Source organism: Erythrobacteraceae bacterium WH01K (assembly GCA_027941995.1).
Lineage (GTDB): Bacteria > Pseudomonadota > Alphaproteobacteria > Sphingomonadales > Sphingomonadaceae > CAJXSN01.
In genome coordinates, this window is sequence record CP115966.1 from 139,977 (window position 1) to 164,915 (window position 24,939).

General features: G+C 66.0%; 27 protein-coding genes. 7 read left to right on the forward strand and 20 right to left on the reverse strand.

Translation table 11 applies throughout. The annotated features are described in order from the left end of the window. Positions 1–23 precede the first annotated feature (23 nt). Genes sulP through PF049_00750 form a run of 6 tightly spaced genes read right to left on the reverse strand, consistent with a single transcriptional unit; the run spans position 24 to position 5,287 of the window. Positions 24–1,883 (reverse strand): sulfate permease, encoded by a 1,860-nt coding sequence (gene sulP / locus PF049_00725; protein ID WBY16726.1) that lies wholly within the window; start codon positions 1,881–1,883, stop codon positions 24–26. Further along, positions 1,847–3,079: an FAD/NAD(P)-binding oxidoreductase gene (locus PF049_00730; protein ID WBY16727.1), complete on the reverse strand. Its 1,233-nt coding sequence runs from the start codon at positions 3,077–3,079 to the stop codon at positions 1,847–1,849. Before PF049_00730 ends, sulP begins: the two co-directional genes overlap by 37 nt. 24 nt (positions 3,080–3,103) lie before the next feature. Next, the gene (locus tag PF049_00735; protein WBY16728.1) at positions 3,104–3,517 is read right to left on the reverse strand and encodes a TIGR01244 family sulfur transferase; all 414 of its coding nucleotides are present in this window, start codon (positions 3,515–3,517) and stop codon (positions 3,104–3,106) included. Continuing rightward, the gene (locus PF049_00740) at positions 3,514–3,933 is read right to left on the reverse strand and encodes a YeeE/YedE family protein (protein ID WBY16729.1); all 420 of its coding nucleotides are present in this window, start codon (positions 3,931–3,933) and stop codon (positions 3,514–3,516) included. The genes PF049_00735 and PF049_00740 overlap by 4 nt, the downstream gene beginning before the upstream one ends. Then, on the reverse strand, positions 3,933–4,379 hold the full coding sequence (locus PF049_00745; protein ID WBY16730.1) for a YeeE/YedE thiosulfate transporter family protein: 447 nt from the start codon (positions 4,377–4,379) through the stop codon (positions 3,933–3,935). Before PF049_00745 ends, PF049_00740 begins: the two co-directional genes overlap by 1 nt. Continuing rightward, positions 4,376–5,287 carry an MBL fold metallo-hydrolase gene (locus tag PF049_00750; GenBank protein WBY17941.1) on the reverse strand — a complete coding sequence of 304 codons (912 nt, stop codon included), beginning with the start codon at positions 5,285–5,287 and terminating at the stop codon, positions 4,376–4,378. The genes PF049_00745 and PF049_00750 overlap by 4 nt, the downstream gene beginning before the upstream one ends. Positions 5,288–5,380: 93 nt before the next feature. On the opposite strand from PF049_00750, the gene PF049_00755 reads away from it, so the two are divergent. From PF049_00755 to PF049_00765, 3 genes are all read left to right on the forward strand, one after another. Further along, positions 5,381–6,049: a peroxiredoxin gene (locus tag PF049_00755; protein ID WBY16731.1), complete on the forward strand. Its 669-nt coding sequence runs from the start codon at positions 5,381–5,383 to the stop codon at positions 6,047–6,049. Next, positions 6,046–6,384, forward strand: a complete 339-nt coding sequence (locus tag PF049_00760) for a metalloregulator ArsR/SmtB family transcription factor (GenBank protein WBY16732.1) — start codon at positions 6,046–6,048, stop codon at positions 6,382–6,384. Before PF049_00755 ends, PF049_00760 begins: the two co-directional genes overlap by 4 nt. Before the next feature lie 172 nt (positions 6,385–6,556). Continuing rightward, positions 6,557–7,513 carry a complex I NDUFA9 subunit family protein gene (locus PF049_00765; protein WBY16733.1) on the forward strand — a complete coding sequence of 319 codons (957 nt, stop codon included), beginning with the start codon at positions 6,557–6,559 and terminating at the stop codon, positions 7,511–7,513. Positions 7,514–7,530: 17 nt separating this feature from the next. Here the strand turns inward: PF049_00765 and PF049_00770 are convergent, their stop codons facing one another. From PF049_00770 to PF049_00780, 3 genes are all read right to left on the reverse strand, one after another. Next, positions 7,531–8,004 (reverse strand): NfeD family protein, encoded by a 474-nt coding sequence (locus PF049_00770; GenBank protein WBY16734.1) that lies wholly within the window; start codon positions 8,002–8,004, stop codon positions 7,531–7,533. 22 nt (positions 8,005–8,026) lie between these two features. Then, the gene (locus PF049_00775) at positions 8,027–9,028 is read right to left on the reverse strand and encodes an SPFH/Band 7/PHB domain protein (protein ID WBY16735.1); all 1,002 of its coding nucleotides are present in this window, start codon (positions 9,026–9,028) and stop codon (positions 8,027–8,029) included. 67 nt (positions 9,029–9,095) lie between these two features. Further along, the gene (locus PF049_00780) at positions 9,096–9,989 is read right to left on the reverse strand and encodes a dienelactone hydrolase family protein (protein WBY16736.1); all 894 of its coding nucleotides are present in this window, start codon (positions 9,987–9,989) and stop codon (positions 9,096–9,098) included. Between the two features lie 158 nt (positions 9,990–10,147). On the opposite strand from PF049_00780, the gene PF049_00785 reads away from it, so the two are divergent. Next, positions 10,148–12,277, forward strand: a complete 2,130-nt coding sequence (locus tag PF049_00785; GenBank protein ID WBY17942.1) for a PQQ-dependent dehydrogenase, methanol/ethanol family — start codon at positions 10,148–10,150, stop codon at positions 12,275–12,277. A gap of 25 nt (positions 12,278–12,302) precedes the next feature. On the opposite strand, the gene PF049_00790 is transcribed toward PF049_00785, so the two are convergent. Then, entirely contained in the window at positions 12,303–12,854 is a 552-nt protein-coding gene (locus PF049_00790) for a DUF2306 domain-containing protein (GenBank protein ID WBY16737.1), read from the reverse strand. A gap of 154 nt (positions 12,855–13,008) precedes the next feature. Between PF049_00790 and PF049_00795 the strand changes: the two genes are divergently transcribed. Beyond that, positions 13,009–13,821 (forward strand): LytTR family transcriptional regulator DNA-binding domain-containing protein, encoded by an 813-nt coding sequence (locus PF049_00795; protein WBY16738.1) that lies wholly within the window; start codon positions 13,009–13,011, stop codon positions 13,819–13,821. Here the strand turns inward: PF049_00795 and PF049_00800 are convergent. Genes PF049_00800 through PF049_00810 form a run of 3 tightly spaced genes read right to left on the reverse strand, consistent with a single transcriptional unit; the run spans position 13,818 to position 16,500 of the window. Continuing rightward, positions 13,818–14,579 (reverse strand): SDR family NAD(P)-dependent oxidoreductase, encoded by a 762-nt coding sequence (locus PF049_00800; GenBank protein ID WBY16739.1) that lies wholly within the window; start codon positions 14,577–14,579, stop codon positions 13,818–13,820. The two genes, PF049_00795 and PF049_00800, sit on opposite strands and share 4 nt — an antisense overlap. Positions 14,580–14,614: 35 nt before the next feature. Then, positions 14,615–15,469, reverse strand: coding sequence for a formyltetrahydrofolate deformylase (gene purU, locus PF049_00805; protein WBY16740.1), 855 nt, complete (start codon positions 15,467–15,469; stop codon positions 14,615–14,617). Next, entirely contained in the window at positions 15,466–16,500 is a 1,035-nt protein-coding gene (locus tag PF049_00810; protein WBY16741.1) for a nitronate monooxygenase, read from the reverse strand. Before PF049_00810 ends, purU begins: the two co-directional genes overlap by 4 nt. Between PF049_00810 and PF049_00815 the strand changes: the two genes are divergently transcribed. Continuing rightward, positions 16,499–16,912, forward strand: a complete 414-nt coding sequence (locus PF049_00815) for a hypothetical protein (protein WBY16742.1) — start codon at positions 16,499–16,501, stop codon at positions 16,910–16,912. The genes PF049_00810 and PF049_00815 overlap by 2 nt on opposite strands. A 56-nt stretch (positions 16,913–16,968) precedes the next feature. On the opposite strand, the gene PF049_00820 is transcribed toward PF049_00815, so the two are convergent. From PF049_00820 to PF049_00835, 4 genes are all read right to left on the reverse strand, one after another. Further along, positions 16,969–19,140, reverse strand: a complete 2,172-nt coding sequence (locus PF049_00820; protein ID WBY16743.1) for a TonB-dependent siderophore receptor — start codon at positions 19,138–19,140, stop codon at positions 16,969–16,971. A 40-nt stretch (positions 19,141–19,180) separates the two neighbouring features. After that, positions 19,181–19,345, reverse strand: a complete 165-nt coding sequence (locus PF049_00825) for a hypothetical protein (protein ID WBY16744.1) — start codon at positions 19,343–19,345, stop codon at positions 19,181–19,183. A gap of 26 nt (positions 19,346–19,371) precedes the next feature. After that, positions 19,372–20,577, reverse strand: coding sequence for a PepSY-associated TM helix domain-containing protein (locus tag PF049_00830; GenBank protein WBY16745.1), 1,206 nt, complete (start codon positions 20,575–20,577; stop codon positions 19,372–19,374). 394 nt (positions 20,578–20,971) lie between these two features. Then, positions 20,972–22,264, reverse strand: a complete 1,293-nt coding sequence (locus tag PF049_00835; protein ID WBY16746.1) for an aspartate kinase — start codon at positions 22,262–22,264, stop codon at positions 20,972–20,974. A 62-nt stretch (positions 22,265–22,326) separates the two neighbouring features. On the opposite strand from PF049_00835, the gene ubiG reads away from it, so the two are divergent. Further along, positions 22,327–23,097 carry a bifunctional 2-polyprenyl-6-hydroxyphenol methylase/3-demethylubiquinol 3-O-methyltransferase UbiG gene (ubiG, locus tag PF049_00840; GenBank protein ID WBY16747.1) on the forward strand — a complete coding sequence of 257 codons (771 nt, stop codon included), beginning with the start codon at positions 22,327–22,329 and terminating at the stop codon, positions 23,095–23,097. On the opposite strand, the gene PF049_00845 is transcribed toward ubiG, so the two are convergent. From PF049_00845 to PF049_00855, 3 genes are all read right to left on the reverse strand, one after another. Then, positions 23,094–24,164, reverse strand: a complete 1,071-nt coding sequence (locus tag PF049_00845) for a glycerophosphodiester phosphodiesterase (GenBank protein WBY16748.1) — start codon at positions 24,162–24,164, stop codon at positions 23,094–23,096. The two genes, ubiG and PF049_00845, sit on opposite strands and share 4 nt — an antisense overlap. Further along, positions 24,155–24,508 (reverse strand): ArsC family reductase, encoded by a 354-nt coding sequence (locus PF049_00850; protein WBY16749.1) that lies wholly within the window; start codon positions 24,506–24,508, stop codon positions 24,155–24,157. Before PF049_00850 ends, PF049_00845 begins: the two co-directional genes overlap by 10 nt. A 114-nt stretch (positions 24,509–24,622) precedes the next feature. Next, the gene (locus PF049_00855) at positions 24,623–24,937 is read right to left on the reverse strand and encodes an antibiotic biosynthesis monooxygenase (protein WBY16750.1); all 315 of its coding nucleotides are present in this window, start codon (positions 24,935–24,937) and stop codon (positions 24,623–24,625) included. Between the last annotated feature and the right edge of the window lie 2 nt (positions 24,938–24,939).

The window sequence follows — 24,939 nt, forward strand, 5'->3', positions numbered from 1 at the left end:
CGCAGCGTGGTGCACCGCACGCATCAGATCATTCCCCTCGCAGCATCCGCGATCGGTTCCGCTGGCGGCCCGCCATTGGCCGAGAGCTCCCTGAAGGCACGGTTTTGCGAGAGGAACACCTGACCGCTCAGCTCCTCGACGAAACGGGTCCGCTGCAACCGGTCCATCACGGGTCCCTTCACTTCGGAAAGATGCAGGCCGATGCCTGCATCCACCATGCGGTGATTGACCGCCTCGAGGCTTTCGAGACCGGAGGCGTCGATCTCGTTGACTGCGCTGCACATCAGGATCACGTGCCGCACGCCGGGGCGCTCGGCGATTTCCTCCAGCACGTATTCTTCCAGCCACCGCGCATTGAGATAGGTCAGGCTCTCGTCGATCCTGATCGACAGGACGTGCGGGACGGTGAAGACACGGTGCCGTTCGACATTGCGGAAATGCTCGGTCTCGGGAACGCGGCCGACACTGGCGGCATGGGGGCGGCTGGCACGCCACAGATAGAGCAGCAGGCCGACGCCGACGCCCGCGATCACACCCAGTTCGACCCCTGCGACCAGCGTGATGGCAATCGTCGCCATGTGCGCGGCGAAATCGGCCTTGGAGTAATTCCACAGCTGCCCCGGCGTTTTCAGGTCGACGAGGCTGAGAACCGCGACGATGATCGTGGCAGCAAGGGTCGCGATGGGCAGGCTGTAGAGCAGCGGGGTCAGGAACAGTCCTGCCAGCGCAATGCCGACAGCGGTATAGGCCCCGGCGGCAGGCGTTTCCGCCCCGGCATCGAAATTGACGACGGAGCGGGCAAAGCCGCCCGTGACGGGATAGCCGCCCGAGAACGCGCTGGCGATGTTCGATGCCCCCAGCCCGATCAGCTCCTGGTTGGGGGCGATCCTCTGCCTGCGCTTGGCCGCAAGGGTCTGCGCGACCGACACGCTTTCGACGAAGCCGATGACCGAAATGAGCAGCGCGGGCACCCATAGCTGCCCGATCAGGCCCGGATCGGTCGATGGCAGGGCGAAGGGCGGCAGGCCCTGCGGTATCGCCCCCACGAGGTCGACGCTGCGCTCCTCCAGTTCGAGACCGATAGCGGCGAGGATGGTGGCGACCACCGCTATCACCGGCCCCGCCTTGGCCGCGATGTCGGCAGCCCTCTCGGTCAGGCCCAGTCCGACGAGGGCGGGCTTCATCCCCTTGCGGACCCAGAACAGGAACAGCGTCGCGGGGATGCCGATGGCAAGGGTCCACGGGTTGACCGTGTCGATTGCCGCAACCAGCCCGCCGAGCATTTCGGGCCATGTGTCGCCGCCTGCCGATACGCCGAGGATGTGTTTCAGCTGGCTCGTCGCGATCAGGATGCCGCTGGCGGTGATGAAGCCGCTGATGACCGGGTGCGAGAGCAGGTTCGCAAGGAAACCCATGCGCAGGAAACCGAGCACGGCCAGCATCACCCCGGACAGCGCGGCAAGCGTGATGGCCGCTTCGAGATAGAGCGCAGTGCCCTGCGCCGCGACTGCTCCGGCAGCGCTGGCCGTCATCAGGGACACGACCGCGACCGGCCCCACCGCGAGCGTGCGGCTGGTTCCGAAGATGGCATAGGCCACGAGGGGGAGTATCGACGCATAGAGGCCGACGACCGGCGGCAGGCCTGCCAGTAAAGCATAGGCCAGGCTCTGCGGGATCAGCATGATCGTGACGATCACCGCTGCGACGAGATCGTTGGTCAGGACCGAACCGTCATAGCTGCGGCCCCATTCCAGGATGGGGAGATATTGCGCCAGCAGCCCGGGCTTGTCACGGCGCGGCAAGCCGGAGGGCTCGCCTCCAGGCCCCTGATGGCCGGGGCTCACGATCAGGCGGCCTTCTTCACATTCGGTTTGGCGAGCCACTCATGGCCCTTCAGCATGCCGTTCCAGTAGATCCACGGCAGCGCCTCCGACTTCAGGAGCCAGCTCAGCTTGCGCGGCTCGGTGCCTTCGATCACCCATTTCGGGAAGCTCGGCAGAAGCTTTCCGTCATATCCGAATTCGGCCAGCACGATCTTCCCGCGTTCCACGGTCAGCGGACACGAGCCGTAGCCGTCGTAATCGGCCACCGGCTCCCTTGCATCGAGCCGGGCCAGTGCATTTACCGCAGCGATCGGTGCCTGCTTGCGCGCGGCTGCCATCGTCTTGGCATTGGGCATGGACCCGGCATCGCCCAGGCCGAAAACGTTCGGATAGCGAACGTGCTGCAGCGTGAACTTGTCGACATCGACGAAACCGCTCTCCGCATTGGCGAGAGGGCTGTCTGCGACGAATTGCGGGGCGACCTGCGGGGGAACCGCGTGAAGCATGTCGAATTCGACCGTTTCCTCCCCCGCTGCGCTCCGGAAGACCGCCTTCCTGCCGGGGCCATCGACCGCGACAAGGGTATGGCCCAGTTTCAGGTCGATCCCGTATTTCTCGACATATTGCATCAGGGCCGGGACATATTCCTTCACCCCGAACAGGACCCCGCCGGCATTGCGGAATTCGACGTCGATATCGCCCAGCACGCCGCGTTCCATCCACGCGTCGCAGGCCAGGTACATGGCCTTTTGCGGCGCACCGGCGCATTTGATGGGCATGGGCGGCTGGCTGAAGATCGCGCGTCCCGATTTCAGGCTGCGTATGAGGTCCCAGGTATAGGGCGCCAGGTCGTAGCGATAATTGGACGTGACGCCGTTCCTGCCCAGCGTCTCCTCCAGCCCGTCGATCTTCTCCCACGCCAGCCGGATACCCGGAGCGACGATCAGGACGCGGTAGGCAATCGTGGTGCCGTCGCCCAGCGTGACCTGGTTGCTTTCCGGCTGGAACGAGACAACGGCTACTTTCAACCAGGTCGCCTGTTTCGGCATCACGCTCTGCGTGGCGCGCCTGGTGGCCGGCGCTTCGAAGACGCCTCCGCCGACCATCGTCCAGCCGGGCTGGTAATAATGGTCCTCGCTCGGCTCGACGACCGCGATGTCGAGCGACGGTCGCCGCTTCAACATGGAAGCCGCCGTCGCAATTCCCGCCGATCCTCCGCCGATGATGACGACTTCGTGCTTCAGGCTTTGGGCCATGACGGACTCTCCTGTATCATGTCGCTATTCGCCGAGCCGGCCGCGCAGGCCGGACAAATCGTAACCTGCTCGCCTGGCGCGCTCGATACGCAGGTCGGCGGTCTCGTTCGCGGTGTTGGCGAGTGCATCGAGCGTGATCGAACGCATGCCGGTGCGACAATATGCGAGCACCTTGCCATCCGCCTTTTCGCGGACCCTGGCGAAGGCCCGGACTGCGCCTGGCGGAAATTCGCCGCCCGAAACCGGGATATGGTGGAAGGCGAGACCGGCGGCCTCGGCGGCGTCCTGCATCGATGCCGCGGTCGGCTGGTCCGGCTCCTCGCCGTCGGGCCTGTTGCAGATCACGGTGCGATACCCGGCATCTGCAATGTCCTGCAGGTCCCCGGGCCGGATCTGGGACGACACCGCAAACGCCTCGCTGACCTGGGCCGATGTCACGACGAGGTTCCTTCTGCGAAACGCACGATGGCCATGCCGGCGAGCATCGCGGCCACGAAGATGGCGGCGGAAACCGGTTCGATGACGAGCGCGGCGATGCCCGGCCCCGGGCACAGGCCGGCGATCCCCCAGCCGATGCCGAACAGCGCCGCCCCGCCTATGAGCCGGGGGGTCAGGTCGGACCTGGTCGGCAAATGGAACTCGGCCGCCAGAACCGGCCGCGCGAGGCGCGGTACGATGCGCCATGCGATGGCCATCACGATGAGGGCCCCTCCCATCACGAAAGCGAGCGTGGGATCCCAGTCACCGAAGATGTCGAGGAAGCTGCGCACACGCACAGGATCGGTCATGCCGCCAAGGGCGAGGCCGGCACCGAACAGGACGCCGGAGACAAGCGAGGGGATAGCGGTTCGCATCACAATACCTCCAGCCCCAGCGCATTCATGACGGCGACCGTCGCAATGCCGGTCGCCATGAAGACGAGCGTGGCGACGACCGATCGGGCGGACAGGCGGCTGACCCCGCAGACACCGTGCCCGCTGGTGCATCCGCTGCCGAGGCGCGTTCCGACGCCAACCACCAGCCCGGCTATCGCGAGCGTCAGGGGGCTGGCGAAACGGGCCTCGATCCCGCCCGACGCCAGCATGACGACCAGCGCGCCCAGCGGCAGGCCGATCACGAACATCCAGGCGCCGCTTGCGGAAATACCGCTGCCGCCAAGCCCGGCTGCCTTCGCGGCCAGGCCGGACACGCCGGCAATGCGGCCAAGTCCGAGCAGCATCACTGCCGCCGCGAGGCCGATCAGGACACCGCCCGCCAGTCCGGCAAGTGGGGCGGCTTCGGGGAAACCGGGGAGCATCATACGGCATTCACCGGAATCTTGATGTAGCTGACCCCGTTGTCTTCCGGTTCGGGCAGGCGGCCACCGCGGATGTTGACCTGGACAGAGGGCATGATCAGCTTCGGCATGGCCAGCGTCCTGTCCCGGCCCGTCCGCATCTCGACGAATTCGGCCTCGCTCACCCCGTCCTTCACATGCACGTTCTCTTCGCGCTGCTGCCTGACGGTGCTTTCCCAAGCATATTCGTCGCGGCCCGGGGCCTTGTAATCATGACAGAGGAACAGGCGGGTTTCACCGGGAAGCGAGAGCAACCGGCGGATCGAACGATAGAGCTGGGCGGCATCCCCGCCGGGAAAATCGGCCCGTGCCGTCCCGAAATCCGGCATGAAAATCGTGTCGCCGACAAATGCCGCGTCACCGATGATGAAGGCCATGTCGGCCGGCGTATGGCCGGGCACGTGCAGGGCGATGCCTTCCAGGTCGCCAACCTTGAAGGTCTCTCCGTCCTCGAACAGTTTGTCGAATTGCGATCCGTCGCGCTCGAAATCCGTGCCGGCATTGAAGAGTTTCCCGAACACCTCCTGAACGCGGATGATGTCCCGCCCGATCGCCAGCTTTCCGCCGAGGCGTTCCTGCAGATACGGCGCAGCCGAAATGTGATCCGCATGGGCATGGGTCTCGATAAGCCACTTCACTTTCAGATTATTAGAAGCGACGTATTCGATAATGCGGTCGGCCGACCCGTTCGAGGTCCGGCCTGACGCCGCCTCGAAATCCAGCACCGAGTCGATAATGGCGGATTCCTTCGTCGCCGGATCGTGCACGACGTAGGAAACCGTGTTCGTCGCCTCGTCGAAAAAGCCCGCAATGGAGGGACGAAGGCCCTTGTCGGCCCGGGCGCGCTCGATCTGGGAGGCAGCGCTGTTCAGGTTCCGGTCGTCCGCCACGGCTTTGTCTCCAAACGTTTACATAAACTGTTTATATGTTTTGCTATTGAACTGTCAAGTGATATGGAGGGCCTGATGAACGACATGACAGACCCCAGTGCCCGACGCGACGCGCCCTGCGCCGGACTGCGTATCGGGGATGCCGCCCCGGACTTTTCCGCGCGCAGCACGGCAGGGGAGGTCCGCCTGTCGGATTATCGGGGCCGGTGGCTAATCCTGTTCTCGCACCCTGCGGACTTCACACCCGTCTGCACGACCGAATTCGTCGCGCTGGCCAGGTCCGCGGACGAGTTCGAAAAACGCGGCTGCGCGCTGATGGCGCTGTCCGTCGACAGCCTGTTCTCGCATTTCGCCTGGCTCCGCCTGATCCGCGACCGCTACGACATCGAGGTGCGGTTCCCGATCCTGGAGGATCCGACCCTCGTGATCGGGCGGGCTTACGGAATGGTGGCCCCGAACGATAACGACAGCGCCACCGTGCGAACGACATTCTTCATCGATCCCGGCGGGATCATCCGCGCGATGACTTGCTATCCTGCGAATGTGGGCCGCTCCACGCCCGAAATGCTGCGAACGCTGGATGCCCTCCAGGCAGTGGACGACGGCCCTGTGCTCGCCCCTGCGAACTGGTCCCGGGGGGACGCCCTGCTCGCCCAGCCCGACGCATCGCTCGACACGGTCTATGCCGCAAAGGGCCAGACCGACTGGTTCCTGAAGGAAACCGGGCGAGGCTCTCGCAAATGACCGACGAGGAGCTGGTCGATGCGCTGAAAGCGCTGGCACATCCGGTGCGGCTGCGGATCATGCGAGCGCTTGCCGGGACGGAGCGCAATGTCGGGGAAATCGACGAGGCCGCCGAAATCGGCCAGCCTACGCTTTCGCAGCAGCTCGCAGTGCTTCGCAATGCCGGCCTCGTGAAGACGCGCAAGGACGCGAAGCTCGTCTATTACCGCATCGAAGAGGGAATGCTGGCCACGGTTTTCGATACCGCGCAGGAACTTGGCGGGCTGGCCGGCGAGCCAGCGCAAGAACCGCGCCGTCCGGCCCCCGGAGTGGCCAATTTCGCGAAGCTGGGCTGACGCGGCTTCTGGAGCCCGGCTTCGGACGCGGCGTCCTGAACGCGCGGCCCTGCCCTTCTTCGGCCGGTTTGCGCCGGTATTTCGCTTGCGCGCCTCGGGGAACGGTTGCCCTGTGATGGTGGTTGGGGCAGAGCGCCAGCGTCACGTTTCGTAACCGCTCAGGATCACGCCCATGCCTTCGTCCAGCCCGCTTTCCGGCAAGCTCGTCACCGTTTTCGGCGGCAGCGGATTTTTCGGCACGCATGTCGCGCAGGCCCTTCTGTCGCGCGGGGCGAGGTTGCGTATTGCGGCGCGGCATCCGGAAGCGGCATTCTCGCTGAAACCGCTGGCCAATCTGGGCCAGCTGCAATTCGCCCGCTGCAACGTACTGGACGAACGCAGCGTGCGCGCCTGTGTCCAGGGCGCGGATGTCGTCGTCAACCTTGTCGGATCGTTCGAAGGCAATCTGATGAAGCTGATGGGCGAGGCGGCCGGCACGATCGCCCGCGCGGCCGCCGATGAAGGCGCAGGCGCGATGGTCCAGGTCAGCGCCATCGGGGCCGATCCGGACAGCCCGACGCAGTACGCTCAGGCCAAGGCGCTGGGCGAGAAACTGGTGTCCGACGCCTTCCCCGGGGCGACGATCCTGCGGCCGTCCATCATCTTTGGCGAGGGCGACAATTTCCTGAACATGTTTGCCGGGCTGATCCGCATGATGCCCGCCCTGCCCATCTTCGGACCGGAGTCGGAGCTTCAGCTGGTCCATGTCGACGACTGCGCCGAAGCGGTCGCCATCGCGGCGGAAAACCCTGCGAAGTTCGGCGGCAAGACCTACGAACTGGGCGGCCCGGAAAAGCTGACGATGATGGAAATCAACGAACGGATCGCCGCGGCGCAGCGTCGCCGACGTAGCTTCATCCCGATGCCCGACGCCCTGTCCGGTGCCTTTGCCGCATTGCCCGGCACGCCGATGGGCACGGACCAGTGGACCCTGCTGAAGCAGGGCAGCACCGTGTCGGGCGACCTGCCGGGCTTCAAGGCGTTCGGGATCGAGCCTGCACCGCTGGGCCTTTACCTCGATCGCTGGATGACCCGCTATCGCAAGCATGGCCGGTTTTCCGAGAAGCTGGCGAGCGCTGGCAAGAGCTGAGCGTTCGGCCAGAGCCCTCAGGCAGGCGGCTGCGTGCCTTCGTCCTGCAGCAGGGTCAGCGGTTCCACGATCAGGATCGAACCGTCATGGCCGGTGACCCGAACCCGCTCCCCCGCGGGGGTTTCCGGGCCGCGCACGGTCCAGTCGCTATCGCCGAGATGCACGCGCCCGCGCCCGTGCTCGATCGGCTCGACCACCATGGCGGTTTCGCCGACCAGCCGCCCCATCCGGTTGTTGAGCAGCGGGTCGGTGCTGGTGATGGGCTTGTCCCGTAGCAGACGCCGTGCGCTGTAGACGGCGATCAGCGAAATCGCCACGAATTGCACGACCTGCAGCGACAATGGAAGGCCGAACAGGAAGGTCAGCAGGCCGGTAGCAATCGCCGCCACCGCCAGCCAGATCAGGAACACGCCCGGGACCAGTATCTCGGTAATGGCCAGCGCCAGGCCGATGGCGACCCAGATCCAGTGCGGTTCTATCCCGTCAAGCATTGCGGCCTCGCGTCACCGGCATCTATCGCCCGTCGCCCGTGCGCGGGACACTGGCGCGCGCCGGGGCTTTCGTGCGCCCCTTCGGCAGCTCGGCCCCGCTGTTCGCCTGCACCGTGCCGTCCGTGACCGCGTCCTTCACCAGTTCGCCGATGCCGCCGAGCGAGCCGATGAGCTGGGTCGCTTCCACCGGGAACAGGATGGTCTTGGCATTGGGACTTTCGGCGAACTTGCCGACCGCCTTCGTATATTCCTGCGCGATGAAGTAATTGATCGCCTGGCTGCCCGAACTGGCAATGGCATCGGACACCATCTGCGTCGCCCTGGCTTCCGCCTCGGCCGCGCGCTCGCGCGCTTCGGCGTCGCGGAACTGGGATTCGCGCTTGCCCTCGGCTTCGAGGATGGCGGACTGCTTGCGGCCCTCGGCGCGCAGGATTGAGCTGGTCTTGTCGCCCTCCGCTTCCAGGATTTCGGCACGCTTCAGGCGCTCCGCCTTCATCTGGCGGGCCATCGCCTCGCTGATGTCCAGAGGCGGGCGGATATCCTTGATCTCGACCCGGGTGATCTTGATCCCCCACGGCGAGGTCGCATGGTCCACCACGCTGAGCAGGCGGGCATTGATCTCGTCGCGCTTGGACAGCGTTTCGTCCAGATCCATGCTGCCCATCACGGTGCGCAGGTTCGTGGTGGTGAGCGCCATGATGGCGTTCTGCAGGCCGCTGACTTCATACGCCGCCTTGGGCGCGTCCAGCACCTGGAAGAAGACGACCGCGTCCACGCCGACCATGGCGTTGTCGGCGGTGATGATTTCCTGGCCCGGAATGTCGAGCACCTGTTCCATCATGTTGATCTTGTGGCCGACCCGCTCGATGAACGGGACGATCAGGGTCAGGCCGGGATCGGCGGCCTTGGTGAATTTCCCGAACCGTTCGATGGTATAGACGAAGCCCTGCTTCACCACCGTGACCGCCGACAGAAGAAATACCACCAGCAATGCCAGCAGCAGTCCGAGTAAAATCAGTTCCATGTCGTCCCCTTCCCACAAGTCCGCGGCAATCTAGAGCACGCCCCCGGCCCCGCCAAGGAAAAGCGGATCAGAGCGCCGAACCGTAAAGCGCCATCTTGGCCGCATAGGCGCGTTCCGCCGCCGCGCGGTCGTAAGCCGGGCTGTCGGGCACGGTCCAGCCATGGTCCCCGGCATAGACGTCGACTTCGGCGCGGACATTGGCGGCATCCGCTGCGCCGCGCAGTATCGTCTTGTTCTCCGGCGCATCGGCATCGTCGTCCTGCGCGATGGCGAAGAGGTAGGACGTATCGGGCGTGCCGGTCAGCAGCTTGTGCGGGCTCTGCTCGTCCTCGCGCACCAGCCCCCCGCCGTGGAAACTGGCCGCCGCCTTCACGCGGCCCGGCACGGCAGAGGCGGTATAGACCGTGAACGGACCGCCCATGCAGTATCCCTCGCTGCCGATGCCGCGCGCGGTGTCGACCGCCTGCTGCCCGTCAAGCCAGCCGACCAGTGCAGTGGCATCGCGCATTACGGCCTGGCTGCTGAGCTTGTCGCGCCACGGGCCGACCTTGTCGAACCCGCCGCCCGCCCGGAAGGAGGCGAAATCGGCGAACTGCTCGCCCGCTACGTCGCGGTAATAGGGATTGACCAGCAGCACGGAGTATCCTTCCGCCGCGACTCGCCGGGCCATCATCCGGTTCGCATCGCGCACGCCCGCAATGTCGGGCCAGAACACGATGGCCGGATGCGCGCCGCTGGCAGGATGGATGAACACCGCATCGGCATCTCCGTCGGGCGTGTCGATTATGATGGTGTTTTCTGCAAGTCCGCCAGCGCCCGCAGCGGCATCGCCATTCGTCCCCATGCCGGTACACGCGGCCAGTGCCAGCGCGCCGCCCCCTGCTGCGAATTGCCGCCTGCTGACGGGGCTGCGATACCACTCGGTATCGGGGATCTGCGTGTTGCCGGTGTCCTTGCACATGATCTCGTCTCCTCTTCGGGGGCCAGCCTAGCCGACTTGCGATGATGGACAAGTCTTCGTGCAGGATGCACACTCCGTTTCAACCGGCGACCGGAAAAGAGTCGATGCCTTGGGAGGGGGATAGGATGAAGCGTCTCGCGCTCGCGGCACTGGCCGCAATGGCATTGCCGTTCACGCTCGGCTCGTGCGGCGAGGGGTACGACCCGGCAGCGAATGGCGGGATCGACGGCGCAAGGCTGCTAAACGCGCAGGCCGACGGGGCGAACTGGATTTCCTACGGCCGCAATTATGCGGAGCAGCGCTTCAGCCCGCTGGCGCAGATCACCGCCGAAAATGTGGGCGAACTGGGCCTTGCATGGGCCGCCGGCATGGACACCGCGCGCGGGCAGGAGGCAACGCCGCTGGTGATGGACGCCAGGCTCTACCTCACCACCGCGTGGAGCAAGGTGAAGGCATTCGATGCCGCAACGGGCGAGCCGCTATGGAGCTACGATCCGCAAGTCCCCGGCGAAACCGCGGTCAAGGCGTGCTGCGACGTCGTGAACCGCGGCCTTGCCGCATGGGGCGACCGGCTGTTCCTCGGCACGCTGGACGGGCGGCTGGTGGCGCTGGACCGGGATACGGGCGCGGTCGTCTGGGAAACCGTCACGGTCGACCAGTCGAAGTCCTACACCGTGACCGGCGCGCCGCGCGTGATCGACGGGAAGGTCATCATCGGCAATGGCGGCGCGGAATTCGGCGTGCGCGGCTACATCGCGGCCTATGACGCGGTCGATGGCGAGGAGCTGTGGCGCTTCTACACCGTGCCGGATGGCGAGGAGACGGAGGGCTCGCCCGAATATTTGCGCGAAGCGGCCGCCACTTGGGAAGGCGACACGCTGACGGGCGAGGACGGCATCGGCGGCGGCGGCACGGTGTGGGACGCGATGGCCTACGACCCCGAACTCGACCTCCTGTATATCGGCGTCGGCAACGGGAGCCCATGGAACCGCGCCTATCGCAGCCCCGGCGCGGACGGACGCGGGGAAGGCGACAACCTCTACCTCTCTTCCATCGTGGCCCTGCGCCCCTCGACCGGCGAATATGTCTGGCATTACCAGACCACGCCGGGCGAGACCTGGGACTTCACCGCCACGCAGCACATCATGCTGGCCGACATGGAAATCGGGGGGCGGGAGCGTCAGGTGCTGATGCAGGCGCCCAAGAACGGCTTCTTCTACGTCCTCGACCGCGCGACCGGCGAGTTCATCAGCGGCGATCCCTATGTCACCGTCAACTGGGCGACCGGAATCGACCCGGAAACGGGCCGGCCGATCGAGAACCCCGAAACCCGCATCGACCGGACGGGCCAGCCGGCGATGGTCACGCCGGGCGCGCTGGGCGGGCACAACTGGCACCCGATGGCCTATCACCCGGGCGAAAACCTCGTCTACATCCCGGCCTTCGAGGCAGGCATGGTCTACGCCCCTCAGGCCGACTGGAAGCCCGACCGGGCGCGCGGCTTCAACGTAGGTTTCGACCTTGGCGCAGGCGATTTGCCGCCCGATCTCGGCTTCCGTAGGCAAGTGGCCGGAACCTTGCGCGGAATGCTGGTCGCGTGGGACCCGGTGGCGAAGAAGGCCCGCTGGAGCGTCGAACACGAAGGGCCGTGGAACGGGGGCCTGCTGGCAACCGCGGGCGGCCTGGTCTTCCAGGGCACGGCGGGCAGCGACTTCAAGGCGTTCGACGCAGCCAGCGGCGAGGAATTGTGGCGCTTCGCCGCGCAGACCGGCATCGTCGCGCCGCCCGTCACCTACACCGTGGACGGCCAGCAATATGTCGCCGTGCTGGCCGGCTGGGGCGGCCCCTATGCGCTCAGCGTCGACGGCGACCTGATGAAGGCGAAGGCCCCGGTGCGCAACATATCGCGCCTGCTGGTCTTCCGGCTGGGCGCTAAGGCGGCATTGCCGCCCGAACCGGCGCTGGCCGACATCCCGCTCGACCCCCCGCCCAGCCGCGCAAGCGCGCAAACCATTGCGCTCGGCAAGGCGAGATACGCCCGCTACTGCGCCGTGTGCCACGCACCCGGAGCCGTCGGCAGCACCGTCCTGCCGGACCTCAGGCGCTCAGGCACGCTGGGCAACAAGGCCGCCTGGCTCAGCGTCGTCCATGACGGCCTGCTGAAAGACAGCGGCATGGCCAGCTTCGCGGAATCGCTCAGCAAGGAAGAGATGGACGCGATCCGCGAATACGTCATCGCCCGCGCGAACGAGGACAAGGCGATGGAGGGTGCGCGGAGCGGAAGCTGACGCGACCAACGCACCCGAACCCACCCTATCCAAAAAGCGCCGTCGACAGCAGCCTGCCGGGGATGAAGGCGAAGGCCCCGGCGATGCACAGGCCGATATAGCTGCCCTTCATCGCTTCGCGGTGAGCCTGCACGTTCCCGCGGCGGATCGTCCAGATGGCGTAGGGGACGGTGGTGAAGGCAACCACGGTGAAAAGGTGCAGCGGGCTGTATCCCGTCCCGAAAAGCCCCGCGCCCGGGGCGCGGATGAACAGCGTTGCCGTGGCGGTCGTCAGCATCAGCACGCAATAAAGCCGACCGAGCAGGCGATGAAGCGGCGTTCCCTTGGGCCGGGCGATCATGAACCCGCCGATCGCGAAGGCCGGCAGCACGGTGGCGAGGTGTATGGCGATGGGCCAGGTCCACTGACGCGATCCGCCGGCCCCGTTCGATGCAGAGCCATCCGATGCGAAACCGCCCGATGCGGCCGACATCAGCGTCAGGGCTATGGTGATCGCAACGGTGATCGCGCCCGTGACCAGGATCGTCCCGATCAGCTTGCCGGCAGTTTTCTTCTCGCGGGCTATCGAATTGTCCACCTCGTAACTCCTTTTCTCTGGACGCCTTTTCCGCTGCGAGTTTGCCCGCGCAGGCGAAGCGCGCAACGCGAATTGCGTGGACGAAGCGAGAGATACGCAGGCGGGCGTGGTTGCCCATTCGCCCATTCGCGAATGGCTGCTATGAGGCACGGGCATGACTGACGCAGCAAGCACGCCAGACACCCGAGTGGGCTTCGCAACCCACGCAGCCATCGTCGCCTTGCTGGGGGTGGTACTCGCACTGGCCGGGGCTTTCGGCACGGGTGGGCTACCGTTGCCGGCCCGGCTCGCCTACTGGATCGGCGGACTCGTCGGCGCGGGGATGCTCATGCAGCTTCTTGTCATTCCGATGCGCGGCGTCTGCAGGATGCTGGCAGTCGGCGAGCACTGGGCCTACCTGATGGCGCTCCCGCTGCTGTGCGCGGGGTTCCTGGTCGCGTTCTGGCTGACCGCGCCGCCAACGGTTCTGGAGGGCGACGTGCGCTTCGGCCTGCTGTTCGTCCAGACACTGGCCGTGGGTGTTGCCATCTTTCTCCTGTTCGGTGGTCTGTTCGCCTTGAGCGCCGCGCGCACGGGCGATACCGGGACCTTGGCCGCACCGCCCGCCACCACGCCGCCCGTCCCGTCATTCGAGCATCCCTCGCTACCGGTCGATACGAAGCTCCACGAGCGCCTGCCGCCCGCCTTCGGACCGGTTCTGGCCCTGCGCGTGGAGGACCACTACACGATCGCCATCGGCCACGGCGGACAGGAGATGCTCCTGCTTCCCTTGCGCGACGCGATTGCCGAAATCGGCGAGACGCATGGCGAGCAGGTCCACCGTTCATGGTGGGTCGCCCACGGCGCAGTGGCACAGGCAAGGCGCAGCGGCAGGTCGGTCGAACTCGAACTGGTCGATGGTAGCGTGGCCCCGGTCAGCCGCGCGAACGTGGCCGAGATCCGGAAGGCAGGCTGGCTGGCGGACTAGCGAACCCGCCCCCTTGCAGCCTGCCCGTCATCCACACGGATCACCGCGCCGGTGACGCATTCGCTGGCGGGATCGACGAGGTAGAGCAGGGTGGAATCCATCTGCTCGACCTCGGGCACGCGCTGCCGAGCAAGGCCCGGCTTCGGATCGCCGATGCGTTCGAACATGCCGTCGGTCATCTCGGTCACGAACATGCCGGGGCAGATCGCGTTGACGTTGATGTTCGCATAGGCCCACTCGACGCTCAGCGCCTCCGTCATGCGGGCAAGCGCGGTCTTGGTCACGGCATAGAGCGCCGCGCCGCCGCCATCGTAGCGGTAATGCGCCGTGCTGGAGATGTTGACGATCCGCCCCGGCTTGTCCGCCGCCATCAGCCGCCGCGCGACCTCGCAGGAAAGCACCCACGGCGCGCGCAGGTTCACGTCCAGCACGCGGTCGGTCAGCTCCAGGCTCATCTTGTGGGCACGCTGCGCGTCGGGAATGCCGGCATTGTTGATGAGGATGTCGATCGTGCCGAACGCCTGTTCGCCCGCCTCCACCGCCGCCACCAGCGCCTCGGCATCGCTCGCGTCCATCTCGACCGGCAGCGCGTTTTCGCGGCCGAGTTCATCCGCCAGCGCCTCCAGCCGGTCCACACGCCGCGCGGCCAGCACGACCTTCGCGCCCTGCGCGGCCAGCACGCGGGCGAACCGCTCGCCAAAGCCGGAGGACGCGCCCGTCACCAGCGCCACGCGTCCTGTCAGGTCCGGTCCGTTCATGCTCTCTCTTCCACTTCCCGTCTATCACTGGCCGTCTATCGCTGGAACACCACCGTGCGCCCGTCATTCAGCAATGCGCGTTCCTCGACATGGAGGCGCACCGCCTCTGCCAGCACGCGGCGTTCGATGTCGCGGCCCTTGCGCACCAGCGCATCGGGCGTGTCGGCATGGCTGATGGCTTCCACGTCCTGGTGGATGATCGGCCCTTCGTCGAGGTCGGTGGTCACGTAATGCGCCGTCGCCCCGATCATCTTCACGCCCCGCGCATGGGCCTGGTGATAGGGTTTCGCGCCCTTGAAGCCGGGCAGGAAGGAATGGTGGATATTGATGCAGCGCCCGGCGAAATGGGCTGCCTGCTCGTCCGACAGGATCTGCATGTAGCGGGCGAGCACGACCAGCTCGGCATCCGTTTCGTCCGCGATGGCGCGCACCTGCGCCTCCTGCTCCGCCTTCGTTTCGCGCGTCACAGGCAGGTGGTGGAACGGCACGTCGCCGATATCGGTATGCGTGATGCTTTCGCGCGGATGGTTGGAGACGATGGCCACCGGCCGGATCGCCATTTCCCCGATCCGCCAGCGATAGAGCAGGTCGGCCAGGCAGTGATCGAACTTGCTGACCATCAGCAGCACCCGGCGCGGGCGGTCCCGCAGGGCCAGCTTCCAGTCCATTGCGAAGCGGCCCGCAACGTCTTCGAATTCGCGACGCAGGACCTCGCGCGAGGTGTCGGCGGAGTCGAATTCCACCCGCATGAAAAACCGCCCGCTCTGGTGGTCGCCGAACTGCTGCGCCTCAAGCACATTGCCGCCGCGTTCGAACAGGAACGAGGTGACGGCGGCCGTGATGCCCGGCCGGTCCTCGCAGGCGAGCGTCAGGACGAGCGGCTCGCTCATTCGGCGCCATGCCTCTGGCCGAGCGCCTGTTCGCACTGGTCCATCAGGCCGCGCAAGATGTCCGCCACCGGCTCTTCCTCTTTCACCATGCCGACCGACTGCCCGGCCATCAGGCTGCCGTTCTCGACATCGCCGTCGATCACCGCGCGGCGCAGGGCGCCTGCCCAGTAATGCTCGATCTGCAGCTGAGCCTCCATCATCTCGAGGCCCCCATTCTCTTTGGCGGTATCCACCAGCCCCGCCACTTCGCGCTGCTTGGCGGTGAAGGCCTCGGTGCCCTTGTTCTTCAGCGCGCGCACGGGGATGACCGGCAGGCGCGGATCGACCTGCACCGATGCCACGGCATCGCGGGCATTGGCGCGGAAGAACGCCTTCTTGAAATCGGGATGGGCGATGCTTTCGCTGGCGGCGGCGAAGCGCGTGCCCAGTTGCACGCCGACCGCGCCCATCTCCAGATAGCCTGCAATCGCCTCGCCCCGGCCGATGCCGCCGGCAACGAAAACCAGGTGATCTGCCGAAAGCTCGGGCAGGAATTCCTGCGCCAGCACGCTGGTGGAAACGGGGCCGATATGGCCGCCCGCCTCCATGCCCTCGATCACCAGCGCGTCCCCACCGGACCGCAGCAGTTTCTTCGCCAGCGCCAGTGTGGGGGCGAAGACGATGACCTTGGCCCCGCCCTCCTTTATCCGCTCGACGCTGCCCTTGGGAGGGATGCCGCCTGCCAGCACGACATGGCCGACGCCATGCTTCGCGCACACGTCGATCAGGTCCATCAGGTCCGGATGCATGGTGATGAGGTTCACGCCGAACGGCCTGTCCGTCATCGCCTTCGTCGCTGCGATTTCGGCGTCCAGCAGGTCGGGCGTCATCGCCCCGCAGGCAATCACGCCGAAGCCGCCGGCATTGGAAATGGCGGAGACCAGGTTGCGCTCGGAAACCCAGCTCATCGCGCCGCACAGGACGGCGTGTTCGCAGCCGAGAAATTCGCGCCCGCGCTCCATCAGGGCGTGGCTTTTGGGATAGATAGTCATGGCAGCCGCGGTTAGGGGAGCGGCGCGCGGTGGGCAAGCGCCCGCGCCCGAAGCCGACCCGGCGGGCGAGCCGCAGGCACAGACCACGGCGGGCGCGGACCCTTACGGCATTTCCGAAGATGCGACCGAGATCAACCAGGCCATCTCCGGCGCCGGCCTGACCGCGCGTGAACTGGCCCGCCCCACGATCAGCGCCGACCGCACCGTGGTGGTCGATCGCATGGCCAGCTATCTGGGCGAGAACGAGCGCGTCCTGCCCGCCCCGCTGGTCGAAGCGGCGCGCGAGGACCTGCAGTCGATCCGCGACGCGGTGGAAGCAGGCGACGCCGCCGCCGCCATGGCCGCAGGCCAGGCCCTGGTCGAAACCCTCAGAGCCGCCGCCCCCGTGGGCGGGGAGATTTCGGGGAGTTAGGCGAATCCGAACGGCGGACGGCGGGCATTTTCGACAGCCCGCCGCCCGCAATTGCGTCAGAATTCTACCGTGACCGAGCCTTTGAAGGTGCGCGGGCGGCCTTGCAGAAGGCGCGCGGTGTCGCCGGCAGCAAACGCGGAAAACGCGCTGCTCCAGTATTCGGCATCGGCCACGTTATCGACGCCCAGACGCACGGTCAGGGGCGCATCCCCGGCGGCCACTACGTAGCGCGCACCGAGGTCTACGCGCGTCCAGTCATCCAGGCCGAGGGTATTGGTGACGTTCGCCGCCTGGGCCCCCGTATGCACGACCCGGCCGGTGATTGTGAGGCCCGGCACGAATGGCAGGTCCCATTCGACATTCGCATTGGCCGTGTATTCGGGAACGCCGACAGCGTCGTTTCCTTCGTTCAGCCCACCGATCGTGTCGATTAGTTCGGCATCCACGATCGTGCCGCCCGCAATCACACGCAGGCCCGGAGCAGGTTCGCCGGATGCGAACAATTCTATCCCGCGATTGCGCTGGGTGCCGTAAGTGGCGAACAACAGTTGCGCCGGATTGTCCGGGTCGCGGTCGAATCCGGCGATGGGACGGTCGATATCGAACAGCGCCAGGCTTGCCTCCAGCCCGCCCAAGGCCACCTTGCCACCGATCTCATACTGGACCGAACGATAGGGCGAAAGCGCCTGCCCGGCATTGGTCACGGGCAATATTGTCGCAGGGTCGGCCGGATCGGCCGCCGTGGCATTGGCGATCGCGCCGGGCTGCAGGCCCTCGATACGGTTGGCGAACAGCGAGACGCCGTCGGCCGGTTTGACCACCAGACCCACAACCGGCGTGACAGCATCCTCGTCGTACTCGCTGGTCAGGTCGCCGCCGAAATAGCTGAAGCTTTCTTGGTGGATCACCTGCAGCCGCAACCCGCCTGTCAGAAGGATCCGGTCGTCCCACACGCCGATCGTGTCGGATGCGAAGACGCTGGACAGGCGCGATTTGCTGATCGGGAAGGGATCGTCGAGGTCGCCCCCGGTGAACAGCGGCACGTCCGACAGCGGCGCATCGAGCGGATCATAGAGGCTGCTCGCATAGCCGCTGCGGAAATCGTACGCGGTGCTGAATTCCTGCCAGGCGACGTTGCCGCCAATGTTGAATTCGTGCGTGATCGCCGCGCCGAACTTCGTGCGAAAGCCTGCTTCCACCGCCTGATTGCTCTGCTCCGCCGGGATGATCGTGGCGAAGGAATAAGCCCCGTCGCCGGTATCCCGGTCGCTCAGCGTGAAATCGCCATAGACGCCGTATTCATCGCTCTCCAGCGCGCCGGCGCTGGCATAGAGCATGGCATCGTCCGCCACGTCCCATTCGACCCGCGCGACGCCGAACAGGCTGTCGAGATCAGTGACCGTGTAGCTCGCCCCGTAATTGGTGTCGCCTTCGGGCACGTCGGGAATGCCGACATTGGTCACGACCTTGGGCCGCAACCGGTCGACGCGGATCGACTGGTAGGCGACGTCGACGCTGGCGCGCACCGCCCCGCGGTCGAAATCGAGCGCTCCGCCCAGCACCGCGGTCCGCCGATCCTCGTCGTCGATCGACACCTCGCCATCGCGATAAGCCCCGTTAATCCGCAGCCCCAGCGCGCCATCCGCGCCGAAGCGGCGGGAGATATCGGCACTGCCGCCGACATGCCCGCTGCCGATGTAGTTCGCGGTGACCCGGGCGAGCGGATAGTTTTCGGCGCGCTTCAATTGCAGGTTGACGCTGCCGCCGACGCCGGTCCCGCCGGGCGCGGCACCGTTCAGGAAGGCGTTCGCACCGTTCAGCACCTGCACGCCCGAATACAGTTCGGGCGCGACGAGCTGGCGCGGAGTAATACCGTACAGGCCGTTCATGCCGACATCGTCACCGAACAATTCGAACCCGCGGATTACGAATTGTTCCGCTGCATTACCGAATGCGTAGGTGGTGCGAACGGTCGGGTCGTTCTCCAGCACCTCGCCCAGCGTCAGCGGCTGCTGGTTGGCAATCAGGCTTTCATCGAAGGTCCGCACGACGAACGGCACGTCGAGCGCGTCCTTGTTGCCCAGCGCGCCGAGATCGCCTGCCGCCGCTACTTCGGTCGCGTTGCGGCCCTGCGCGGTGACGACGATCTCCTCAGCCTGCTGGGCAGCCGCGGGGGAAGCCAGAGCCGCAGCGATGACGAAGGCAGGCAGGCGAACGGTGTGGGGCATTTCAGATCTTTCTTTCTTGGGGGGATGTCGGGATCGGAGGTCACGTGCCGCGATGGCGCAGGCTCGCCGCGAGGATGACGAGCGGCATCGCGCCGAGCAGCAGCCAGGCGGCAAGGTCGCGCCAGCCGTCACCGGTGAGGCCCAGGACGAGGCCCGCAAGGCAGGCGATACCGAGTGCCAGCGGCCACGCGAAAATGGCTGTCATGGATCGGGGGGCGGTACGTCGCACACTCACGATGCAAACCCGCGCCGGTCGGCAAGCTGCGAACCGCGCCGGATTTCTTCCACCCGCCGGTCGACCGCGCCGGGCCGGCGCGCGAACCACAGCCAGATACCTGTCCACAGCACCCAGATCGTCGCCAATGTCAGCGCCGCCCACAGCAATTTCAGCGGCACGCCGCCGTAATCGCCGAAATGGAGCGGCTTGGACAGCATCAATGCTTGGTTGAGTGCAGGCATGGTCCGCGCATCTGCCAGCGCGCCCGTTTCCGCGTCGACAAAGGCCGGAGTCAGCAGGTGCGAAGTCAGCGGACGGTCGCCCTGCAAGAAGATCGCATAGTGTCGTCCGCTCGACCATGCTCCGCCCGGGAAACCGATGAATTGTGGACTGCGTCCCGGTAGCGCCGCCTGCGCGCTGGCCATCGCGGTATCGAGCGAGCCGTAACGTTCAGGTGGTAGCGCGTCCTTGCTGCCGAATTCGTGCGCCATCGCGGCAACCTCGCCGTCGCGCCAGCTTTCCACCAGCGGATCTGCAAACGCATTGATCGCCCCGGTGAGGCCGATGACGAGTGCCCATGCGAGGATGACGATGCCGACGAGATTGTGCTGGTCGAGCCGCGCGGTCCGCTTCGCCCGCCCCGCCCTGAGCGTGCCGAACGGCAACCGCCGCATGAAGGGTGCGTAGAGCACGACGCCCGATAGCAGCGCGACGACAAAGGCCACGCCCATCGCGCCAAGGAACCACATGCCCCACTGGCCGAGCAGCATGTCGGTGTGGAGTTGCAGGACGAAATCCATCACGCCGCCCGATGGGGCCGGGCCGAGCGATTCGCCGGTCGCGCGATCGAGGAACAGCAGGGTCATTTCCGAACCGGGCGCGTCGGGTGCGGGGCCCGTCGTCACAGTCAGCAGCGGGCTGTCCTGGCTGAACGCCATGAAGAGCGGCACCTCGCCCGGCCTTTCGGCGAGTGCGCGCGCCAGCATGGTGTCGAGCGGCAGGCCCGCGCCGGCCGTTTTGCCGCCCTCGCCCGCATTCGCCATCGCGGCTGAAGGCGGTCCTTCCAGGATGACCTCGTAGTCTTCGCCCAGAGCCGTATCGATCTCGTCGTGGAAAATGAGCGGCAGGCCAGTCAGGCAAAGCATCAGCAGGAAAGCCGTCGGGACGAGGCTGCTCCATTTGTGGACCAGATACCAGAACCGGATGTTGCGGCGCGTCATGGCGCGCTAGTGATGGATCCCTCGAAAAGTGTCAATGATAATCATTCGCAATAGCATTTGATTTCAGCTTGGGTCCCGCAGGATTGATTGGCGCAGCACATTGCAGGGCGCGGGAGGCCGCGCATTCGAGCGCGGAAGCCGAGGCCGAGCGTTCCCGCAGGATTACGATTTTCCTACACGCCTCCCGCTTGCTACCGCTACCTGCGGCACCGGGCCGTAATGGCATCGTCGAAGTGTAGGAGTTGCGCGTTTTCGCGTTTGCCCCCGGCAAGGTGTCAACTTCGTTTTCGGGCGCAAGCTGTTGACGTGCCACGGGAAAAGGAGATTTCGCGCCGCGGGGCGGTGTTTACTTTGTCAACTTCGTAGCGGAGAGGGGGGGTGCTCAGCCCTCTGCTCAGCCTTCCTCGGGGGCGTCGAGGCCGTAGGCGGTGTGGAGGACGCGGACGGCGAGTTCGGTCTCGTCCTCGTCGATCATCACGCTGACCTTGATTTCCGACGTGCTGATCGCCTGGATGTTGATGCCGCGGTCGGACAGGCTGCGGAACATCGTGCTGGCGACGCCTGCATGGCTCTTCATCCCCACGCCCACCACGCTGATCTTGGCGATGTGGCTGTCGGTGATGATGCGGTTGAAGCCGATGCCGCTGCGCCGGTCCTCCAGCAGGGCCTGCGCGCGCGGCAGGTCGGTCTGGGGCACGGTGAAGGTGACGTCGGTCTCGCCCTTGTCGCGGCCCACGTTCTGGATGATCATGTCGACATTGATCGACGCGGCGGCCAGCGGTTCGAAAATCTCGGCCACGGCGCCCGGTTTGTCCGGCACGCGGGTCAGGATGATCTTGGCCTCGTTCTTGTCGTGGGCGATGCCGGTGACGTGCTGGCGTTCCATGTCGTTCCTTTCGAGGATCGCGTCCATTTCGGTGTCGGACACGATCAGCGTGCCGGGCAGGTCGTCTGCGGGAGGGGAATCGTCGTCTGTAAAGCTGGAAAGGACCTGCACGCGGACCTGTTCCTTCATGGCCAGGCCCACGCTGCGGGTCTGCAGGACCTTGGCCCCGACGCTGGCAAGTTCCAGCATCTCCTCGTAGGTCACGGCCTTCAGCTTGCGCGCGCGGGCCACGATACGGGGATCGGTGGTGTAAACGCCGTCGACATCGGTGTAGATGTCGCAGCGGTCGGCCTTCACCGCGGCGGCGACGGCCACGGCGCTGGTATCGGACCCGCCGCGGCCCAGCGTGGTGATGCGGCCTTCGGCGCTGATGCCCTGGAAACCGGGGACGACGGCGACGGAGCCTCCGGCAAGGGAGGCGAGGAGCGCATCGGCGTCGATTCCCTCGACCCGCGCCTTGGCATGCGCCTCCACCGTGCGGACGGGGAGCTGCCAGCCAAGCCAGCTGCGGGCCTTGCAGCCCATGGATTGCAGGGTCATCGCCAGAAGGCCGGACGTGACCTGTTCCCCGCTCGCGACGACGACGTCGTATTCGGCGGGATCGTAGAGGGCATGGGCCTCGCGCGCGAAATTGACGAGGCGGTCGGTTTCGCCTGCCATGGCGGAGACAACGACCACGACCTCGTCACGCGTGCCATCGGGCTTGGGCGCGGCCTGGCGGCGCACGATCTGCGCGACGCGGCGAATGCGCTCGGTCCCCGCCATGGAGGTGCCGCCGAATTTCATCACGATGCGCGCCAAGTATCCGTCACTCCCGCTGCTCGCCCCTATCCCGGGCAGACGGGCGCTGTTACGAAGCGGGCATGAGCGATGCAAGACACGAAGCGCGAAGCAATTCTACGCCGCAGGCAAATGCAGCGGCCACCATCCGCCCGGACGAGGCCGCGCATTTCGGTGCGTTGGCAGCGGAATGGTGGGATCCGAAGGGCTCCTCCGCCATGCTGCACAAGCTCAATCCGGTGCGGCTGGGCTTCGTGCGCGAGGCGATCGATACCCACCGGGGCGGCGATGTGCGCAGCCCGCGCCCGCTGGAAGGGAAACGCGCGCTGGATGTCGGCTGCGGGGCAGGCTTGCTATGCGAACCGCTGGCCCGGATGGGCGCGGCAGTGACGGGGCTCGATGCGGCGGAAGAGAATATCGTGGCGGCGCGCGCCCATGCGGCGGGCAGCGGTCTGGAGATAGACTATCGTGCGGGAGAGCTGTCGGATGCGGCGCTCGGCCAGTTCGACCTGGTGACTTCGCTAGAGGTGCTGGAGCACGTCGCCGACAAGGGCGCGTTTCTGTTGGGCCTTGCCCGGAGGCTGAAGCCGGGCGGCCTGATGGTCCTGTCCACGCCCAACCGGACAGCCGCAAGCCGTCTCCTCCTGGTCGGCGCGGCAGAAGGCACCGGCGCCATCCCCGCTGGCACGCATCACTGGGACGATTTCGTCACCCCGGAAGAACTGGAAGCGCTGCTGGCGGATACGGGCCTGCAAGTCACCGAGACACGCGGGATCGCGTGGCGACCGGGCAAGGGGCTGCACCTGTCGGACGATCTCTCGCTGAATTACATCATGAGCGTGCGCGCGGCCTAGCCTCCGCCCATGCAGACCGGATTGCCGGTGGGATCGGGCGAAACCATGCGCCCCGGATCATCCGTGAAGACCCCGTCAATACCACTGCTTGCGAGCGTGGCATAAAGAGATTCGTCGCAGCCCGTCTGCGCCGGGCCGCCCCGCCCCCTGAGCTGTTCGGGGAGGAAGGCGTTTTCCTTCCGCACGGTCCAGGCATGGACCAGCAGCCCCGCCTCCTTCGCGTCGGCAATGACCGGCAACGCCGTACCGGCAGGTCCGAAAAGCAGGTCGACGGGTGCCCCGATACCGTCGGCGTAGGCGGAAATCTCCGCCAGGCCCGCCGGCGAGACCATGTCGGCATAGCTGAGGTCGCGCATGTCGGCGGGGCCGCCCTCGTCCTTCACCAGCTGGACCAGCCTGACATCCAGCATCCGGTCCAGCCGTTCCAGCGTGCCGACTTCGAAACTCTGGACGAACACGGCGTCGTCCGCATCGTCCAGCCCCGCTTCCCGCAATTCGGCCACCAGCAGATCGACCATGTCGATGCCTGCGTCCTGCAACAGGAAAGTGGGGTGCTTCAATTCGGGGTAAAGCCCGATCACACGGCCCGTCTCCGCCTCCTTTGCCCGCACCAATGTCACGATTTCCGCGAATGTGGGGATCTGGTAAAGACCGTCGAAACGGGTGTTGGAGGGACGCAGTGCGGGCAGGCGCTCCTTGGCTCGCAAGGTGCGAAGTTCGGCCAGGGTGAAATCTTCCACGAACCAGCCGGAAACCAGTTCGCCGTCGATGGTCTTGCTCCGCCGCCGGTCGCGGAATTCGTCGCGCGAGGCGACGTCCGTCGTTGCGCCGATCTCGCTCTCGTGCCGGGCGACCAGCACCATGTCCTTCGTCGCGACCAGGTCGGGTTCGATATAATCGGCCCCCTGGTCGATCGCGAGTTCGTAGGCCGCCAGCGTATGTTCAGGGCGATCCCCGCTCGCGCCGCGATGTGCAATCACCAGAAGATCATCCTGCGCCGTAGCGGGCATCGGCGCGAGGACGTATGCGGCCAGAGCCAACAGCCTTGCGGAAAGTCTCAGCACCATGCGTTCTCCCATTCGCTTTCGTTGAAGCCGACCAGGATGCGGCTACCGTCTTCGTGCTGGGCAATTGGCCGCTTGATCATGCTCGGGTGTTCCACCAGCAGGTCCAGCGCCTTGTCGCGGTCCATGTCCGACTTGTCCGCGTCATCCAGCTTGCGATAGGTCGTCCCGCGCCGATTCAGCAAAGGCTCCCACCCGCATTCATCGGCCCAGCGTTCCAATCTATCGCGGTCCACGCCTTCTTTCTTGTAGTCGTGGAACGCGTAATCGATGCCGTTCGCATCGCACCATTTGCGTGCTTTCTTCACCGTGTCGCAATTGGGGATGCCGAAAAGCTGTATGGTCATGACTGGCACTTCTTCGCTGGAGAACATTCACACCGGGCCGGGAATGCCACAGCACCTGCATATGACAAGGTCCTTGCAAGTGCTCATATTAAGCATGGCCGAACGCACGTCTTTTCAGGTCGGTTCGCCCGCCTGCCAACGCCGGATATCGGGATTGTCGCAGGTCACGACGGTATATTGATCATAATAGGCATTGCGCCCACGAGCCTGCGCCCTTGCGTGGGAAGCCTGTCGCCGCCACGCAGCCGCCGCCTCCCGGCTCTCCCATTCGGATATGGCGACCACCTCCCCGTCATCCGCAGTAAAGCTCTTGAAGGACAGGAATCTCGGCTGCCCGGAGGCCTCGCGCTCCATGCGCGCGGCGTCCTCGGCATATGCCTGCGCGTCCATATCGGCGCGTTTCGTGTTGCGAAAAACGACAAGAAACATCG